Source organism: Agrobacterium sp. DE0009, assembly GCF_007680755.1.
Taxonomy (GTDB): Bacteria; Pseudomonadota; Alphaproteobacteria; order Rhizobiales; family Rhizobiaceae; genus Agrobacterium; species Agrobacterium tumefaciens_B.
In genome coordinates this window covers 219310-234417 of record NZ_VEIU01000001.1, presented here as the reverse complement: position 1 = coordinate 234417, position 15108 = coordinate 219310, and the positions used below count along the sequence as shown (strand labels likewise).

Below are 15108 nucleotides of genomic sequence, written 5' to 3'. Positions count from 1 at the left end.
TTTGATCAAGACAAGGGTGCTCCCTCGCCCGGGCGATGGCAAAGTACAAACCTTCCTCCGTCATGCCGGACTAGATCCGGCATCCAGCCACGACGCGTCTGCGTCGTGAGAACATGTCTTTTGCGATCAAGGATTTGATCGCGCTGGTCTCCGGATCACTCCGGGGTAACGAAGTGCGGATGGCACTATTTTGGCAAACGCCCCGTTTGCAACATCTTTGTCATCGCCTCACGAGGGCATTTCCCCCCATGTTTTCTCTACCGGTATCGCAGCTCCCTGCTCAAGCCCTTTTCGGCAAGCTCCCGCTCATATTCAGCAAACAGCGTCTGCCCGCTTTCACCCAGTTCCTTGAGATACTTCCATGTATAGATGCCGCTGTCATGGCCGTCATCGAAGGCGATCCGAACCGCGTAATTGCCGGTCGCGACGAGGTTGCGGATGGTGACGTCACGTTTGCCGGGCACCGTGACTTTCTGCCCCGGCCCATGGCCCTGGACTTCCGCCGAGGGTGAGAGAACGCGCAGCATCTCGGCAGAGAGCCGGTAAACGCTCCCATCATCGAAAGAAACGGTCAAATCCCGCCGGTCTTTCGACACAAGCAGCTCGGTCGGCCAGACATCACTCATTTTTCACTTCCGCACGCTCTTTATATGCGCCAGAATTACGGACTTGCCTGACAATAGGCAAGTCACTACATCATTTGGAGAGCAGAGTTCGGGCCTGCGCCCGACACAACGCGCAGTGAGGACGGAGACGTGAATAGTTTCCCCGGTTCGCTTGGAAAAGCGGAAACCCTGACGGAAAAAGCCACCCCCATGGTGGACCCTTTCGGCCGCTCCATCACCTATCTGCGCGTTTCGGTGACGGACCGCTGCGATTTCCGCTGTACCTATTGCATGTCCGAGCACATGACCTTTCTGCCCAAGAAGGATCTTCTGACGCTCGAAGAACTCGACCGGCTCTGTTCCGTCTTCATCGCGCGCGGCGTGCGCAAGCTGCGGCTGACCGGCGGCGAACCGCTGGTCCGCAAGAACATCATGTCGCTTGTCAGAAACCTCGGCCGCCACATCGAGGCCGGCAGGCTGGAAGAGCTGACGCTGACGACGAACGGTTCGCAACTCGCAAAATTCGCCGACGAACTCGCTGATTGCGGCGTGCGCCGCATCAACGTGTCGCTCGATACGCTCGACCGCGAGAAGTTTCGCCACATTACCCGCTGGGGCGATATCGATCGCGTCATGGAAGGGCTCGATGCCGCGCAGGCGGCGGGCATCAAGATCAAGCTCAACGCGGTTGCGCTGAAGGATTTCAACGATGTGGAGATGCCGGAGCTGATGCGCTTCGCCCATGGCCGCGGCATGGACCTGACCGTCATCGAAACCATGCCGATGGGCGAAATCGAGGAAGATCGGACCGATCGTTATCTGCCGCTCTCGCAACTGCGTGCCGATCTCGAAAAGAACTTCACGCTCATCGACAATGATTACCAGACCGGTGGTCCTGCCCGTTATGTCACGGTGAAGGAAACCGGCGGCAGGCTTGGCTTCATCACGCCGATGACGCATAATTTCTGCGAAAGCTGCAACCGCGTCCGCCTCACCTGTACCGGTACGCTTTACATGTGCCTCGGTCAGGATGACGCCGCCGATCTGCGCACGGCGCTGCGCGCCTCCGACAGCGACGCCTATCTTTCCAGCGCCATCGATGAAGCCCTGCTGCGCAAGCCGAAGGGGCATGATTTCATCATAGACCGCACCCACAACCGCCCCGCCGTCGGCCGCCATATGAGCGTTACGGGCGGCTGAGCACTCGCGCGGCGTCTTTCTCGTCTACCCACCCATATAAACGGTTGAATTGCCAGCCATGCCGTGCCACGTCTCTATGCATGGAGGAATGCGTGGTCGTGCCGCGGGGGGCGGCCCACATCGCCCGGCAGGGGCGGCGGGATACCGCGCATGGTCTGGGATCGTTGGGAATGGCATTGACGGACAATTCGCGCGGCGCACTTTTGATGGCGCTCGCAATGGCAAGCTTCACGGCCAACGATGCGCTGACGAAGTCCGTCACCCCCTACATCAACACCGGCCAGATCATGTTCGTTCGGGGCATCATCACCGTGGTGCTGATCTACATCGCCGCCCGCCACTTCGGCGCGCTGCGGCCGCTGAAAACCCTGCTGCGGCCCATCATCATCCTGCGCTGTCTCTGCGAGGTGACAGCCGCCGTGCTTTATCTGACGGCGCTGGGCCTCATCGAATTTTCCAACGCCTCGGCCATCCTGCAGTCCCTTCCGCTGATCGTGACGCTCGGGGCGGCGCTCTTCCTGCGCGAACCCGTCGGCTGGCGGCGCTGGGTGGCCATCATCACCGGCTTTATCGGTGTCCTCGTCATCATCAGGCCAGGCCCGGAAGGGTTTACGTCAGGCGCCCTGCTGGTCGTCGCCTCGCTTGCGGTCACCGCCGCACGTGATCTGCTGACACGGAAAATGTATGCCGACGTACCCTCCCTCGCCATCACCGTCATCACCGCCTTCGTCAACATGGCCGTGGGCGGGCTACTGATCGTGCCTTTCGGCGGATGGCAGCCAATGAACGTCGCGATCGTCTCGCATCTCGCGGCTTCGGCCATTCTCGTGCTGGTTGGTTACCAGGCCATCATCCTGGCGATGCGGACAGGCGAAATCTCCTTTGTCGCACCGTTTCGCTATACCAGCCTGCTCTGGGGTTTCATGATCGGGGTGTTCTTCTTCAATGAAAAGATCGACAGCTACACCGTCGTCGGCGCCGTGATCGTCATCGGTTCGGGCCTTTATACCTTCTATCGCGAAAGCCTGCGCAAGCGCTCGCAGATGGCAAAGCGTTCGGCTGCGACGCCAACGGCGGCGACCACCGTGCGGCCCGCTTCCGTTGCAAAAGCGGCGGTAACGGAAGAGGCGGGAGAATAAAATGAGAACCAGCCGTTTCCTCGACCGGACCACTCCGCCCCATATCATCACGCTTGTTGTCATCGCCGGCGTCGCGGCGCTGTGCATGAACCTGTTCCTGCCGTCGCTTTCGGCCATGGCGGTTCATTTTCAGATCGATTACGCCGTGATGCAGTTTGCCGTGTCGGGTTATCTTGCCGCCACCGCCCTGCTGCAACTGGTGATCGGCCCCCTCTCCGATCTCTTCGGCCGCCGCCCGGTGATGCTCGCCAGCATCGCCACGATGATCGCCGCGACACTGGTCTGCATGCTGGCTCCCAACATTACCGTTTTCATGATCGGCCGCGTGGCGCAGGCCGCCGTCGTCTCCGGTTTCGTGCTCGCCCGCGCCATCGTGCGGGACATGGTGCCGATGGAGCAGGCAGCGTCGATGATCGGCTACGTGACCATGGGCATGTCCGTTGTCCCGATGGTTGGCCCGACGGTCGGCGGGCTGCTGAACGACTTTTCCGGCTGGCAGTCCAGCTTTGCGCTGCTGGCGATTCTTGGCGCAGGCATTCTCGTGCTCGCCTGGTTCGATCTCGGTGAAACCAATCACAGCAGGTCGGCAAGCTTCTCGCAGCAGTTCCATGCCTGGCCGGAGCTTCTGCGCTCGCCCCTCTTCTGGGGGTATGCGCTGACCTCGACCTTCTCGTCAGGCATGTTCTTCTCCTTCCTCGGTGGCGCGCCCTTTGTCGGCAGCGTGCTTTACGGGCTGACGCCGGCCATGCTTGGACTGCAGTTCTTTTTCATGGCCAGCGGTTATATGCTCGGCAATTTCGTCTCCGGTCGTTATGCCAGTGAAATCGGCATCAACAGAATGATGCTCTCGGGCAATGTCATCGGGATTGTCGGTATCGCCGCTGCGATCCTCTTCGTGATCGGAGGAGCGGACAGCCCTTATGCGTTTTTCGTGCCGCTCGCTTTGATTGGCGTGGGAAACGGCGTGACGCTGCCAAGTGCCAATGCCGGCATGGTCAGCGTGCAGCCGCATCTGGCGGGCTCTGCCTCCGGCCTTGGCGGCGCGATGACGATCGGCGGCGGCGCGGCCCTTTCCGTCCTTGCCTCGTCGGTGCTCACGAAAGAAGAAGGAACGTGGCCGCTCCTCATGGTGATGCTGTTAACCGGCCTTGTCGCCCTTTTCACCACCTACATCGTCAGACGGCAGGAACAGCGGCAATGATCGTCCCTCCCCGAACAATTCCCGGTCTCGTGCTGGCGGGCGGCCTTTCGCGCCGCATGGGCAGCAACAAGGCGCTGGCAACGCTCGGCGACGCGCCGTTGCTTTCCCATGTCATCCGTCGCCTGACCCCGCAGGTGAGCGATGTCACCATCAATGCCGCCGTGACGGATAAGGCCAATTGGGCGGAAAGTTTCGGTCTGCCGCTTCTGCCCGATACGCTGAACGGCCATGCCGGGCCGCTCGCTGGCGTTCTGGCCGGTATGCGGCATTTCCGCGATCGCGACACCTTCGGCAGCCATTTCATGACTGCACCCGCCGACAGCCCGTTTTTCCCGGACGATCTGGTCGCACGACTGTGCGAGTATCTGTCGGATGACGTCATTGTCATCGCCTCGTCCGGCGGCCAGCTCCACCCGGTCTTTGCGCTCTGGCCGGTGGCCCTGGGCGACGATCTGGAGGGCTGGTTAAAAAACGATGCAAACCGCCGCATCCGCGCGTTTCTCGCCCGCCATGTCACCATCGGCGTAGCTTTCCCGCCGCTGGAAACGGCCACGGGCAGCCTTGATCCGTTTTTCAACATCAATACCCCGGATGAGCTGGCTCTGGCGCGTCGTCACCTGGAGAACATGGAAACATGAGCGAGCAAAAGGTCTTCGGCATTGCCGGCTGGAAAAATTCGGGCAAGACCGGCCTTGCGGTGCGCATCGTCACGGAACTGACCGCGCGCGGCTACCGCGTCTCGACCATCAAGCACGCCCACCATGATTTCGACATCGACAAGGTCGGCGCCGACAGCTGGCGTCACCGCCAGGCGGGCGCGCACGAGGTCACCATCGTCTCCGGCACCCGTTTCGCCATCATGCACGAATTGCGCGGTGAACCGGAACCCTCCTTCGAGGACATCCTCTCCCGCCTCGCGCCATGCGATCTCGTGCTGATCGAGGGTTATAAATACGAACCCGTGCCGAAGATCGAGGCGCGCCGGCTGGAAGCGGCCAAGACCGAACCGCTTGCGCCGCTCGATCCGCATATCATCGCCATTGCCGCAGATCATCCGGTGACGGACACGGCGCTGCCGGTTTTCGATCTCGACGATACCGGCGCCATTGCCAATTTCATCGAGAGGACGGTTGGGCTGGTGAGGGCATGAACAGGCATTGGAACGGAATGACTTCTTCCTTCCTCGTCCAGGCTCCCTCCCCACTTCCGTCATACCGGCCTTGAGCCGGTATCCAGCCAGCCCAAGTCCTTGGGCTGAGGAGACTCATTCCGCCGCGCAGACGCGCGTCGCCTGGATGCCGGATCGGGTCCGGCATGACGGAGGAGAAAACCGCGAGAAACCAATACTCACTAAGCCCGAGGCACCCATTCCAGCACCTTTTCCGCACCCATCACCCCAAAATGAAAAAGCCGGGCTCATCACCCGGCTTCATCATTCCTTGAGACGCAATACCTATTCAAGGAAAGTGGATGGGTTCACAGGCGTCGCATCCTTGCGAACTTCGAAGTGAACCTGCGGACGCTTGGCGCTGCCGGTCATGCCTGAGGTGGCGATGGTCTGGCCGCGCTGAACCTTCTGGCCGCGCTGGACGTCGAGATTGGCGGCGTTGCCGTAAACCGTGACCTTGCCGTCGTCGTGGCGGACGAGAACCGTGTTGCCGAGCTGTTTCAGGCCGTTGCCCGCATAGATGACGACACCGTTTTCGGCGGCCTTGATCGGCGTGCCCTCGGGAACCGAGATATTGATGCCATCGTTGCGGCTGCCTTCGACATTGTCGCCGAAATTATTGATGACCGCGCCGCGAACAGGCCAGCGATACTTGCCGATGCCGGTGGATTCCGGTGCGACAGATGCCATGTCGGCCTTCTTCTCGATATCGCTGACACTTGCGGTCGCCGGTGTGGCGGGCGCGGAGGCAGCGGGAGCCGCAGCCGGGGCCTTATAGGGCTCTGGCTTCACCGATGCGGTTTCGACAGCCTTGACTGCCGCCGCTTCCTTGGCGGGAACGGAAGCGGTCTTGATGGCATCGGTCGATGCGCCCGGCATGTTGAGCGTCTGGCCGACGCGGATGCTTTCGGTGGAGATGCCGTTGGCGGCCTTGAGAGCGGCAACCGAGACGCCGTTGGCGCGGGCGATCTTGGCGAGGCTGTCGCCCGGCTGAACCTTGTAGCCACCGGTCGGCGGCAGGGGCTTGCCGCCCGGAGGCGTCAGCTTGCCAGCGTCAGCGGATACCTTGTCGCGGGCGGCGGCCTGCGACGGCAGCACGGCGACGTTTCCATCCGGCGCACGCAGCGGTGTCGGCTGGTCGCCGTTGCGGTTGAGCGCGATATCGCCAGCCGCATCCTTGGCGGCGTTGCGGACCTGGCCGAACTTCGGAATGAGGATAGACTGACCGGCCTGCGCGGCGGAAGCGGACTTCAGACCGTTGACACGCAGCAGTTCCTTCTCGGGAACGCCATAGCGGTTGGAAAGCGTGGCGATGCTTTCACCCGGACGCAGGGTCACGGAGGAGGCACCATCCGTATGCCAGCCGTTCTTGTCGGAGCGAACAGTTGCGGTGGTCAGATTGTCAGCGGCGGGTGCAGCAGCCTGCCGTGCGGGCGCGGCCAGAGACGGCGCGGCCTTGGGCTGGGCGGACGGGAAAGGCTGGGCCATGGCTTCGTTGCGGGTCGATGGATCGCGGCTCGCCACGGCTGTCGGCGCAGACAGCTCCGAGCGCTGCACCGGCGATGCCGAGGCGCGGGCCGTGGACGGCTGAACGCCACCATAACCGCCGGATTGCTGCGGATAGGAATTGCCGGCCATGTTCTGGTTGGCATAGCCACCCTGCGGCGCGGCAGAGGCGTAACCGCCATTCATGTCACCCTGCGGAACCGGGGCCTGCCCGTAAGCACCGCCGCCCTGACGGGCAGGAATTGACGCCGTGGTCATCTGATCCGGTCCACTGGAAAAGAGGCCGCTGAACCGCGTTGCATCCGAGCTACAGCCCGTTGCGACGCTTGCCAGCAATGCCGCTGCGAACATTTTTGCGACTGATTTTCCGATTTTAGACGAATGTCTCATACGCATGACTCGATCTACACTGACGCCAACCCGCCGCATCGAGATCGATCCGGCACCAAATTCACTTCTTGCAAGGCCCATTTCCCGAGGTGGGGAAAACCATGCGTCGATGTTTATGATTAAAGCGCGTTAGTGTTACCACGCCGTTAAAACGTTAAGCCGTTTGGCGCTTTTTTGACACTTCGATAACCATGACAAAAACCGGATGCGTCATGATGGAACAATTATGACTATTGAAATCAGAGGGTTGATGAGCTTCATCACATTAGAAGACAAAGATAAATTGCCTTCAAAATTTTTATGCTGTCACAAATGCCGGGCAATATGGGAGCTGAGCGGCAGATAGGGCGCTTCAAACAGCTCTTCCTTCTCGAAGCGGCTGCCGGTCTTGGAAAAGCGCGTCATCACGCAACGATCACCCTCAACGATGATCGGCGCAATCATCATGCCGCCAGAAACGATCTGCTCGGCAAAGAAGCGGGGCATCGTTGTGAAGGCGGCCGTGGAAACGATTCGGTCAAAAGTGCCCTCGCCCACCAAACCATTGCTGCCATCTGCCTGGCGGATGACGACGTTGCGGATGGAAAGGTCGTCAAGACAGTTCTGCGCCTGCTGAACCAGCGTCTTGTAGCGCTCCAGCGAAAAGACCCGCTCGACACGACGGGCAATGATCGCCGTCATGAAGCCGCTGCCAGTGCCGATCTCCAGCACGCGCTGGCCGGGTTTCAGCTGCAGACGGGCGAGGATTTTCACCGCCATGTCGGCCCCTTCCATGAAGGAACCGCAGTCGATCGGGATGGTGCGGCTGGAATAGGCGTCGGCAGCAAATTGCGCAGGCACGAATTTGGAGCGCGGCGTCTGCTCAACCGCCGTCAGCAGGTCGAGATCGGAAATCCCCTCGCCCCGCAAGCGCAGAACGAGAGCTGCAAAACCTTCCTTTTCGACCATGGCAGATTTCAATCGGTGACTCCGAATCCAAGTGCTTGCGCAACCCGATCCTTCACCGTGTAGTCCGTCAGGTCAAGCTTCAGCGGCGTGACCGAAATCTTGCCATGCTTTATCGCGTGGATATCGGTGCCTTCGCGGAAGTTGCCCAGGCGTTCGCCGAAGCGCAGCCAGTAATAAGGAAGACCGCGACCGTCCTGCCGTTCCTCCACCGTCAGGCCGAAATCCAGCTTGCCCTGCCCGGTAACGGAAACGCCCTGCACATCCTTTGGCGCGCAATTGGGGAAATTGAGGTTGAGGAACGTGCCGTCGGGCAGATCGACATTTATCAGCTTGCGAATGAGATCGGGCGCATAAGTCTCCGCCACTTCCCACGGCACAATGCGCCCGTCAGCATGACTGAAGGCCTGGCTCAGCGCAAACGACCGCACGCCCTGCAACGTGCCTTCGATGGCACCGGCAATCGTGCCGGAATAGGTGACATCATCGGCCATATTCGCGCCGGCGTTGACACCCGACAGCACGAGATCGGGTTTTTCCGGCAGAACCTCGCGAATGCCCATGATGACGCAATCGGTCGGCGTGCCGCGCAGCGCGAAATGCTTGTCGGAAACCTTGCGCAGCCGCAGCGGCTCGGACAGCGTCAGGGAGTGAGCAAGCCCGCTCTGGTCTGTCTCCGGCGCAACGATCCAGACGTCGTCGGACAAGGTGCGGGCGATACGCTCCAGCACCGCCAGCCCTTCGGCGTGGATACCGTCGTCGTTTGTCAGCAAAATCCGCATGTTTCTCTCCCGCTGGTCGTTTCTTTCGCGTACTGAGCCTTCCACAACAATCATGCCGGACCTGATCCGGCATCCAGTCGACGCGCGTGTGCGCGACGGGAAGGACTCTTTCAGCCCAAGGACTTGGGCTGGCTGGATACCGGCTCGAGGCCGGTATGACGGCGACGTCTCAACAGACTGGCAATCAAGCCGCCTTCTCGATCCGCGTCAGACCGCCCATATAAGGCAGCAGGACGTCCGGAATTGTGACAGAGCCATCATCGTTCAGGTAATTCTCGAGAACGGCGATCAGGCAGCGGCCGACAGCCGTGCCGGAACCGTTCAGCGTGTGCACGAACTTCGTCGCCTTGTCGTCCTTGCCGCGGTAGCGCGCATTCATGCGGCGCGCCTGGAAATCGCCGCAGACCGAGCAGGACGAGATTTCGCGATAGGTATTCTGGCCCGGCAGCCACACTTCCAGATCATAGGTCTTGCGGGCGCCAAAACCCATGTCACCGGTGCAGAGCGTCATGGTGCGGAAATGCAGGCCGAGACGTTTCAGCACTTCCTCGGCACATGCCGTCATACGCTCATGTTCGGCAACGGCACTTTCCGCGTCGGTGATGGAGACGAGTTCGCATTTCCAGAACTGGTGCTGGCGCAACATGCCGCGCGTATCGCGACCGGCCGAGCCCGCTTCCGAGCGGAAGGACGGTGTGAGCGCGGTGAAACGCAGCGGTAGCTTCTCCTGTTCGAGAATTTCGCCTGACACGAGGTTGGTCAGCGTCACCTCGGCCGTCGGGATCAACCAGCGGCCATCCGTGGTCTTGAACAGGTCTTCGGCAAACTTCGGCAATTGGCCGGTGCCGAACATAGCCTCGTCCCGCACCATCAGCGGCGAAGAAACTTCGGTATAGCCATGTTCCGAGGTGTGCAGGTCGATCATGAACTGGCCGAGCGCCCGCTCCAGCCGCGCGAGCTGGCTGGTGAGGACGGTGAAACGCGAACCTGAAAGCTTGGCGGCCCGCTCGAAATCCATATAACCAAGTGCTTCGCCGATTTCGAAATGCTCCTTGGCTGCATGGTTCCAGCCGGGCTTCTGGCCGACGACGCGGGTCACGACGTTGTCGTGCTCGTCCTTGCCATCAGGCACGTCGTCGAAGGGAATATTGGGCAGGCGCGACAGGGCGTCGTTCAGCTCGGCGGTGACCTGGCGGTCCTCCTCCTCGGCGCGCGGCATCTTGTCCTTGAGGTCGGCGACTTCGGCTTTGAGTTTTTCCGCAAGCTCCATGTTCTTCTGCGCCATGGCGGCGCCGATTTCCTTGGAGGCGGCATTGCGGCGGGACTGCATGTCCTGCAGGGACTGGATGACGGAACGGCGCTTTTCATCCAGCGCGATCAGGCCTGCGGCCGCAGGCTCCGCGCCACGGCGTGCAAGCGCCGCGTCGAAAGCTTCGGGGTTTTCACGTATCCATTTAATGTCGTGCATCGTCGTTCCAGACCGTTGTTGCATCACCGGTGTTTTACAGCAAAACGCCGGGCAGAAGCCCGGCGCGAGGAAATGTCTTGAGCGGCGAGACCGTCGAAAACTCAGGTCTCCTCCAGCTCCGTACTTGCGGATTCCGCAGCACGTTTCCTCTCCACGAGTCGAGCCATATAGATGGAAATCTCGTAGAGAATGATCGCAGGCAGTGCAAGACCGATCTGGGACATCGGGTCCGGCGGGGTCAGCACGGCCGCGACCACAAAGGCCATGACAATCGCAAACTTGCGCTTCTCACGCAGCCAGTCGCTGGTCAGAAGGCCGACGCGCGCCAGAAGCGTGGTGACCACCGGCAGCTGGAACACCAGACCGAAGGACAGCACCAGCGTCATGATGAGGCTCAGATATTCCGACACCTTCGGCATCAGTGAAATCGCGACCTCACCATCTTCCGGCAATTGCTGCATGGCCAGGAAGAACCACATGACCATCGGCGTGAAGAAGAAATAGACGAGCGCCGCACCGATGAGGAACAGGATCGGCGATGCGATGAGGAACGGCAGGAACGCGGCGCGCTCATTCTTGTAGAGGCCTGGCGCCACGAATTTGTAAAGCTGCGACGCGATCACCGGAAAGGAAATCACCATCGCGCCGAACATCGCGACCTTGATCTGCGTGAAGAAGAATTCCTGGGGCGCGGTATAGATCAGCGACGACTTCGTCACATCAAGGCCAGCCCAGAGAACCGCCCACTTATAGGGAATGACAAGCAGGTTGAAGAGATGCTTGGCTACGGCAAAACAGGCGATGAAGGCAACGAAGAACGCACCCAGCGACCAGATCAGTCGCGTGCGCAGTTCCATCAGATGTTCGATAAGCGGCTGCGGCTTGTCCTCGATGTCCCCGCTCATGCTTCGTCCTTCTTGGGCTTTGCAGCCTTGGTTTTCGCCGGCTTTGCCGGCTTGGCATCAGCGACCACGACAGGCTTTTCAGCCACGACCTTCCTGGCGGCCGCTTTTTTAGCGACGGCTTTGACGGTCGGCTTTGCAGCTGAACTTTCCGTGGAGTTGACAGCGACGGGCGCTGACGCCGCGACCGCTTTGGCGCGGCTGGCGCGTTTCGGCTTGGCGGCAACCGCTTCCGCCTCGACGGTCGCAATCGATTTCGCCCGGGCACGCTTCGTCTTTTCCACCGGCACGACCGGTGCCGCAACGGGGGCGGCAGTCACGGGCGGCGTATCCGGTAGCTTCATCTCAGGCTCGGGAACGCTGACGAGCGGTGCAACCGGTTCGCTGGTCGCAGGTGCTGCCGTCGAGGTCGCAGGCGTGGATGACAGGCTGTCAGGTGGCGTTGTCGCCTTCTGAAGATCGGATTTGATCTCGTTGCCGAGCTGGCGAAGCGGGTTCATCGCATCGCGCAGCGAGTTGGTCGGGTTGAGATTGCGGACATCGGAGATGGTCTGGCGCACATCGTCCATGTCGGCCTCTTTGAGGGCCTCATCGAACTGGCTGCGGAACTCCCCTGCCATCTTGCGAAGACCGGCCATGGTCTTGCCGAAGGCGCGGATCATGGGCGGCAAGTCTTTCGGCCCGACAACCACGATCAGCACGACCGCAATCACCAGCAGCTCGCTCCAGCCGATATCAAACATCAATATGCTCCCGAGACCCTAACGCGTGTCAGTCTCAAACCAGACGGCAGTGCCGCTTACTTGATCTCGTCAGCCTTGTGGTCGACGGTCTTTGCGTTGACATCGGCCGGCGGCGGCGTCTGATCTTCGTCAGCCATGCCCTTCTTGAAGCTCTTGATGCCCTTGGCGACATCGCCCATCAGTTCCGGGATCTTGCCGCGTCCGAAAAGGACGAGAACAATCACCAGCACGATGAGCCAATGCCACACACTAAAAGAACCCATAACTGAAACTCCTGAATTTCGCTTTCAGACGATGTAAGACGTTTGAAAGGCTTTTACAAACGACAAATCGCCGGTTCAACAGGGTGTGAGCATAAAGTTTCTGCGTCTTGTCGCCCGTGCGATAACGATCTCAATCGTCGCCGTCGCCACCACCAGGCGCAAGCAGGCCCAGCTCTTCCAGATCAAGTTGCGTTATCGGATCTTCATCCTCGCGCAGCTCGTCGCTCATCATCGGCAGGGGCACGCCGAAATTGGAAGGGATCCGGCCGGAAAGCAGCCCTGCCCCCTTCAGCTCCTCGAGCCCCGGCAGATCGCGCAATTCCTCAAGGCCGAAATGGTCGAGAAACTCAACCGTGGTGCCGATGGTCACGGGTCTGCCTGGCGTTCGCCTACGGCCCCGGAAACGCACCCAGCCCGCCTCCATCAGCACGTCAAGCGTGCCGCGCGAGGTCTGCACACCGCGGATTTCTTCGATCTCGGCACGTGTCACCGGTTGATGATATGCGATAATCGCCAGAACTTCCAGCGCCGCGCGCGAGAGCTTCTTCGGTTCCTTTTCCTCCGTGCGGATGACGAAGGACAAATCGCCCGCTGTGCGGAATGCCCATTGCCCGCCCACCTGCACGAGATTGACACCCCGATCCGCATAAGCGGCTTTCAGGCGCTCAAGAGTGGCAAGGACATCGATCCCCCGCGGCAGGCGCTCCGCTATGAAGCCCACGGAAACCGGCTCGGCAGAGGCAAAAACCAGCGCCTCGGCGATACGCTCGGCCTCCTTCAGCTGACGTTCGGAAAACACCGTGGATTCGGTGGCCACGCCATCAGACACGATCGTCGCCCCGGCAGCCTCATCATGATCAATCATTGTTAGTCCTCTGCGCGTCACCTGCGCGATCATCCCTTGTGCCACGGCGCATATAGATGGGCTGGAACGCCCCCTCCTGCCGGATTTGCAGCGATCCCTCGCGCACCAGTTCCAGCGAAGCGGCAAAGGCGCTGGCGATCGCCGTCACCCGCATGGCGGGATCCGGAACATATTGCAGCAGATACTGATCGAGCACGGTCCACTCCCCGACATCGCCAAGCAGATTGTTGAGAAGCTCGCGCGCTTCCACCAGCGACCAGACCTGCCGTTTTTCAATCGTGACCTGCGTGATCGCCTGTCGTTGCCGCAGATTGGCGTAAGCGCTGAGCAGATCATAGAGGCTGGCCTCGAAGGCCGAGCGGTTGATATGCGGAATATGTTCCGGTGCACCGCGGGCAAAGACATCGCGGCCAAGCTGGGCGCGGTTGACGAGACGTTCCGCCGCCTCGCGCATTGCTTCCAGACGCTTCAGCCGGAAGGCTAGGGTCGCAGCCATCTCCTCGCCCGAGGGACCGTCATCCTTGGATTGCTGCGGGATAAGCAGCTTGGACTTGAGGAAAGCGAGCCACGCGGCCATCACCAGATAGTCTGCCGCCAGCTCGATGCGCACACGCCGCGCGCTTTCCACGAATTGCAGATATTGCTCAGCCAACGCCAGCACGGAAATGCGCGACAGATCGACCTTTTGCGTGCGGGCAAGGTGCAACAGCAGATCGAGCGGGCCTTCGAAACCCGCGACATCGATGACCAGCCCGGCCTCACCCGTCAGCCGCTCCGGCGTCACATCCTGCCAGAGCTTGTCCATCGGTGTGGAATTTCGTGATTTGTCTGCGGCCATCGTTCCATCCGCCGGAACTTCCGGCCTTGATCCCGGGTGAGCGGCCGCCCGACTGTCAGGAAACGGCCCACATGGCGTTAAATTCCGCTCTCAGCGTTGCTTCATCGGACGCGTCGGCGGCGGTGAAGCCAGCCTCCACAGCCCGCACCCGCTCCAGCGTACGGCCGGAAAGAACGGGAACCTCCTTCACGACCTGAAGCATTTCACTCATCACACCGTTGCAATGCAAGACTATATCGCAGCCACCCGCAACAATATTCGCAGCTCTCTCACCCAGCGTTCCCTTTAGCGCATTCATGGAGCTGTCGTCAGACATCAGCAACCCGTCAAAGCCGATGCGGCCGCGGATGATCTCCTCAATCACCTTCGGCGATGTCGTCGCCGGCCGTTCTCTGTCCACCGCGTTGAAAACGAGGTGCGCACTCATGCCCATCAACTCGTTGTTGAGAGCCCGGAACGGTATGAAATCATGCGCATCCAGCTCCTCGACCGGCACGTCGACCACGGGTAGTTCATGATGCGAGTCCACCATGCCGCGACCGTGCCCCGGCATATGTTTCATGACGGGCAGCATGCCGCCCGCCTTCAACCCGTCGGCCGCCGCCTGCCCCATCTCGGCAACCATGATGGGTGAATAACCATAGGCACGGTTACCGATGACGTTGCTCGCACCCTCCACCGGCACATCGAGCACCGGCAGGCAATCGATGTTGATCCCGAATCTCGTAAGATCAAAGGCATGCAGGCGCGACATCAGCCAGGCGGCGCGCAGACCGGCATCGCGATCACGCTCGTAGATTTCACCGAGAATACGGGCGTTCGGATAGGCTTGCAGGATCGGCGGCTTGATGCGCTGTACACGACCACCCTCCTGATCGATCAGGACCGGGGCATCTGGCCGCCCGACCGCCTCGCGCATGGCGGCAACAAGATCGGTGATCTGCTGCGGCTCGCCAATATTGCGCCCGAACAGGATGAAACCCCAGGGTTGCTCATCGCGGTAAAGGGCAATCTCGTCGGCGGTCAGCGAAAGCCCGCTGCATCCGAGGATCATAGCTTTGCAATCGGTCATGGTGTCACGCTTTCAGGGAAA

The 15108-nt window shown here is 60.8% G+C and carries 16 protein-coding genes; 5 read left to right on the top strand and 11 right to left on the bottom strand.

What is annotated here, in order from left to right; genetic code table 11:
• Nucleotides 1-257: 257 nt before the first annotated feature.
• Complete coding sequence (locus tag FS804_RS01245) at nucleotides 258-626, bottom strand: gamma-butyrobetaine hydroxylase-like domain-containing protein (protein ID WP_144574079.1); 369 nt, start codon at nucleotides 624-626, stop codon at nucleotides 258-260.
• A 129-nt stretch (nucleotides 627-755) separates the two neighbouring features.
• Between FS804_RS01245 and moaA the strand changes: the two genes are divergently transcribed.
• From moaA to mobB, 5 genes are all read left to right on the top strand, one after another.
• A complete protein-coding gene (gene moaA / locus FS804_RS01240; RefSeq protein ID WP_144574078.1) occupies nucleotides 756-1805 on the top strand; it encodes a GTP 3',8-cyclase MoaA in 1050 nt (349 codons plus the stop codon).
• Between the two features lie 170 nt (nucleotides 1806-1975).
• A complete protein-coding gene (locus FS804_RS01235) occupies nucleotides 1976-2944 on the top strand; it encodes a DMT family transporter (RefSeq protein ID WP_063949110.1) in 969 nt (322 codons plus the stop codon).
• A 1-nt stretch (nucleotide 2945) separates the two neighbouring features.
• Nucleotides 2946-4145 (top strand): multidrug effflux MFS transporter, encoded by a 1200-nt coding sequence (locus FS804_RS01230; RefSeq protein WP_144574076.1) that lies wholly within the window; start codon nucleotides 2946-2948, stop codon nucleotides 4143-4145.
• Nucleotides 4142-4783 carry a molybdenum cofactor guanylyltransferase MobA gene (gene mobA / locus FS804_RS01225; protein WP_144574074.1) on the top strand — a complete coding sequence of 214 codons (642 nt, stop codon included), beginning with the start codon at nucleotides 4142-4144 and terminating at the stop codon, nucleotides 4781-4783. The genes FS804_RS01230 and mobA overlap by 4 nt, the downstream gene beginning before the upstream one ends.
• A complete protein-coding gene (gene mobB / locus FS804_RS01220; protein ID WP_144574072.1) occupies nucleotides 4780-5295 on the top strand; it encodes a molybdopterin-guanine dinucleotide biosynthesis protein B in 516 nt (171 codons plus the stop codon). The genes mobA and mobB overlap by 4 nt, the downstream gene beginning before the upstream one ends.
• 303 nt (nucleotides 5296-5598) lie before the next feature.
• On the opposite strand, the gene FS804_RS01215 is transcribed toward mobB, so the two are convergent.
• The 10 genes from FS804_RS01215 to nagZ form a co-directional block, all read right to left on the bottom strand.
• Nucleotides 5599-7170, bottom strand: coding sequence for a peptidoglycan DD-metalloendopeptidase family protein (locus FS804_RS01215; RefSeq protein WP_186376623.1), 1572 nt, complete (start codon nucleotides 7168-7170; stop codon nucleotides 5599-5601).
• A 345-nt stretch (nucleotides 7171-7515) separates the two neighbouring features.
• Entirely contained in the window at nucleotides 7516-8169 is a 654-nt protein-coding gene (locus FS804_RS01210; RefSeq protein WP_063948852.1) for a protein-L-isoaspartate(D-aspartate) O-methyltransferase, read from the bottom strand.
• Nucleotides 8166-8936 (bottom strand): 5'/3'-nucleotidase SurE, encoded by a 771-nt coding sequence (gene surE / locus FS804_RS01205; protein WP_144574068.1) that lies wholly within the window; start codon nucleotides 8934-8936, stop codon nucleotides 8166-8168. Before surE ends, FS804_RS01210 begins: the two co-directional genes overlap by 4 nt.
• Before the next feature lie 184 nt (nucleotides 8937-9120).
• Nucleotides 9121-10404, bottom strand: coding sequence for a serine--tRNA ligase (serS, locus tag FS804_RS01200; protein ID WP_144574066.1), 1284 nt, complete (start codon nucleotides 10402-10404; stop codon nucleotides 9121-9123).
• 101 nt (nucleotides 10405-10505) lie between these two features.
• Nucleotides 10506-11309 carry a twin-arginine translocase subunit TatC gene (gene tatC / locus FS804_RS01195; RefSeq protein ID WP_063948849.1) on the bottom strand — a complete coding sequence of 268 codons (804 nt, stop codon included), beginning with the start codon at nucleotides 11307-11309 and terminating at the stop codon, nucleotides 10506-10508.
• Nucleotides 11306-12049 (bottom strand): Sec-independent protein translocase protein TatB, encoded by a 744-nt coding sequence (gene tatB, locus FS804_RS01190; RefSeq protein WP_144574064.1) that lies wholly within the window; start codon nucleotides 12047-12049, stop codon nucleotides 11306-11308. The genes tatC and tatB overlap by 4 nt, the downstream gene beginning before the upstream one ends.
• Before the next feature lie 56 nt (nucleotides 12050-12105).
• On the bottom strand, nucleotides 12106-12312 hold the full coding sequence (locus FS804_RS01185) for a twin-arginine translocase TatA/TatE family subunit (RefSeq protein ID WP_003515599.1): 207 nt from the start codon (nucleotides 12310-12312) through the stop codon (nucleotides 12106-12108).
• Between the two features lie 130 nt (nucleotides 12313-12442).
• Nucleotides 12443-13177, bottom strand: coding sequence for an SMC-Scp complex subunit ScpB (gene scpB, locus FS804_RS01180; RefSeq protein WP_144574062.1), 735 nt, complete (start codon nucleotides 13175-13177; stop codon nucleotides 12443-12445).
• Entirely contained in the window at nucleotides 13170-14015 is an 846-nt protein-coding gene (locus FS804_RS01175) for a ScpA family protein (RefSeq protein WP_144574060.1), read from the bottom strand. Before FS804_RS01175 ends, scpB begins: the two co-directional genes overlap by 8 nt.
• A gap of 55 nt (nucleotides 14016-14070) precedes the next feature.
• Nucleotides 14071-15087: a beta-N-acetylhexosaminidase gene (gene nagZ, locus FS804_RS01170; RefSeq protein WP_144574058.1), complete on the bottom strand. Its 1017-nt coding sequence runs from the start codon at nucleotides 15085-15087 to the stop codon at nucleotides 14071-14073.
• Nucleotides 15088-15108: the final 21 nt, after the last annotated feature.

Coding starts and splice junctions, on each gene's coding strand:
- FS804_RS01215 (WP_186376623.1), bottom strand. CDS start 7,170: ATGTTCGCAGCGGCATTGCTGGCAAGCGTCGCAACGGGCTGTAGCTCG.
- FS804_RS01235 (WP_063949110.1), top strand. CDS start 1,976: ATGGCATTGACGGACAATTCGCGCGGCGCACTTTTGATGGCGCTCGCA.
- tatB (WP_144574064.1), bottom strand. CDS start 12,049: ATGTTTGATATCGGCTGGAGCGAGCTGCTGGTGATTGCGGTCGTGCTG.
- tatC (WP_063948849.1), bottom strand. CDS start 11,309: ATGAGCGGGGACATCGAGGACAAGCCGCAGCCGCTTATCGAACATCTG.
- FS804_RS01185 (WP_003515599.1), bottom strand. CDS start 12,312: ATGGGTTCTTTTAGTGTGTGGCATTGGCTCATCGTGCTGGTGATTGTT.
- scpB (WP_144574062.1), bottom strand. CDS start 13,177: ATGATTGATCATGATGAGGCTGCCGGGGCGACGATCGTGTCTGATGGC.
- FS804_RS01230 (WP_144574076.1), top strand. CDS start 2,946: ATGAGAACCAGCCGTTTCCTCGACCGGACCACTCCGCCCCATATCATC.
- mobA (WP_144574074.1), top strand. CDS start 4,142: ATGATCGTCCCTCCCCGAACAATTCCCGGTCTCGTGCTGGCGGGCGGC.
- FS804_RS01175 (WP_144574060.1), bottom strand. CDS start 14,015: ATGGCCGCAGACAAATCACGAAATTCCACACCGATGGACAAGCTCTGG.
- nagZ (WP_144574058.1), bottom strand. CDS start 15,087: ATGACCGATTGCAAAGCTATGATCCTCGGATGCAGCGGGCTTTCGCTG.
- mobB (WP_144574072.1), top strand. CDS start 4,780: ATGAGCGAGCAAAAGGTCTTCGGCATTGCCGGCTGGAAAAATTCGGGC.
- FS804_RS01245 (WP_144574079.1), bottom strand. CDS start 626: ATGAGTGATGTCTGGCCGACCGAGCTGCTTGTGTCGAAAGACCGGCGG.
- surE (WP_144574068.1), bottom strand. CDS start 8,936: ATGCGGATTTTGCTGACAAACGACGACGGTATCCACGCCGAAGGGCTG.
- serS (WP_144574066.1), bottom strand. CDS start 10,404: ATGCACGACATTAAATGGATACGTGAAAACCCCGAAGCTTTCGACGCG.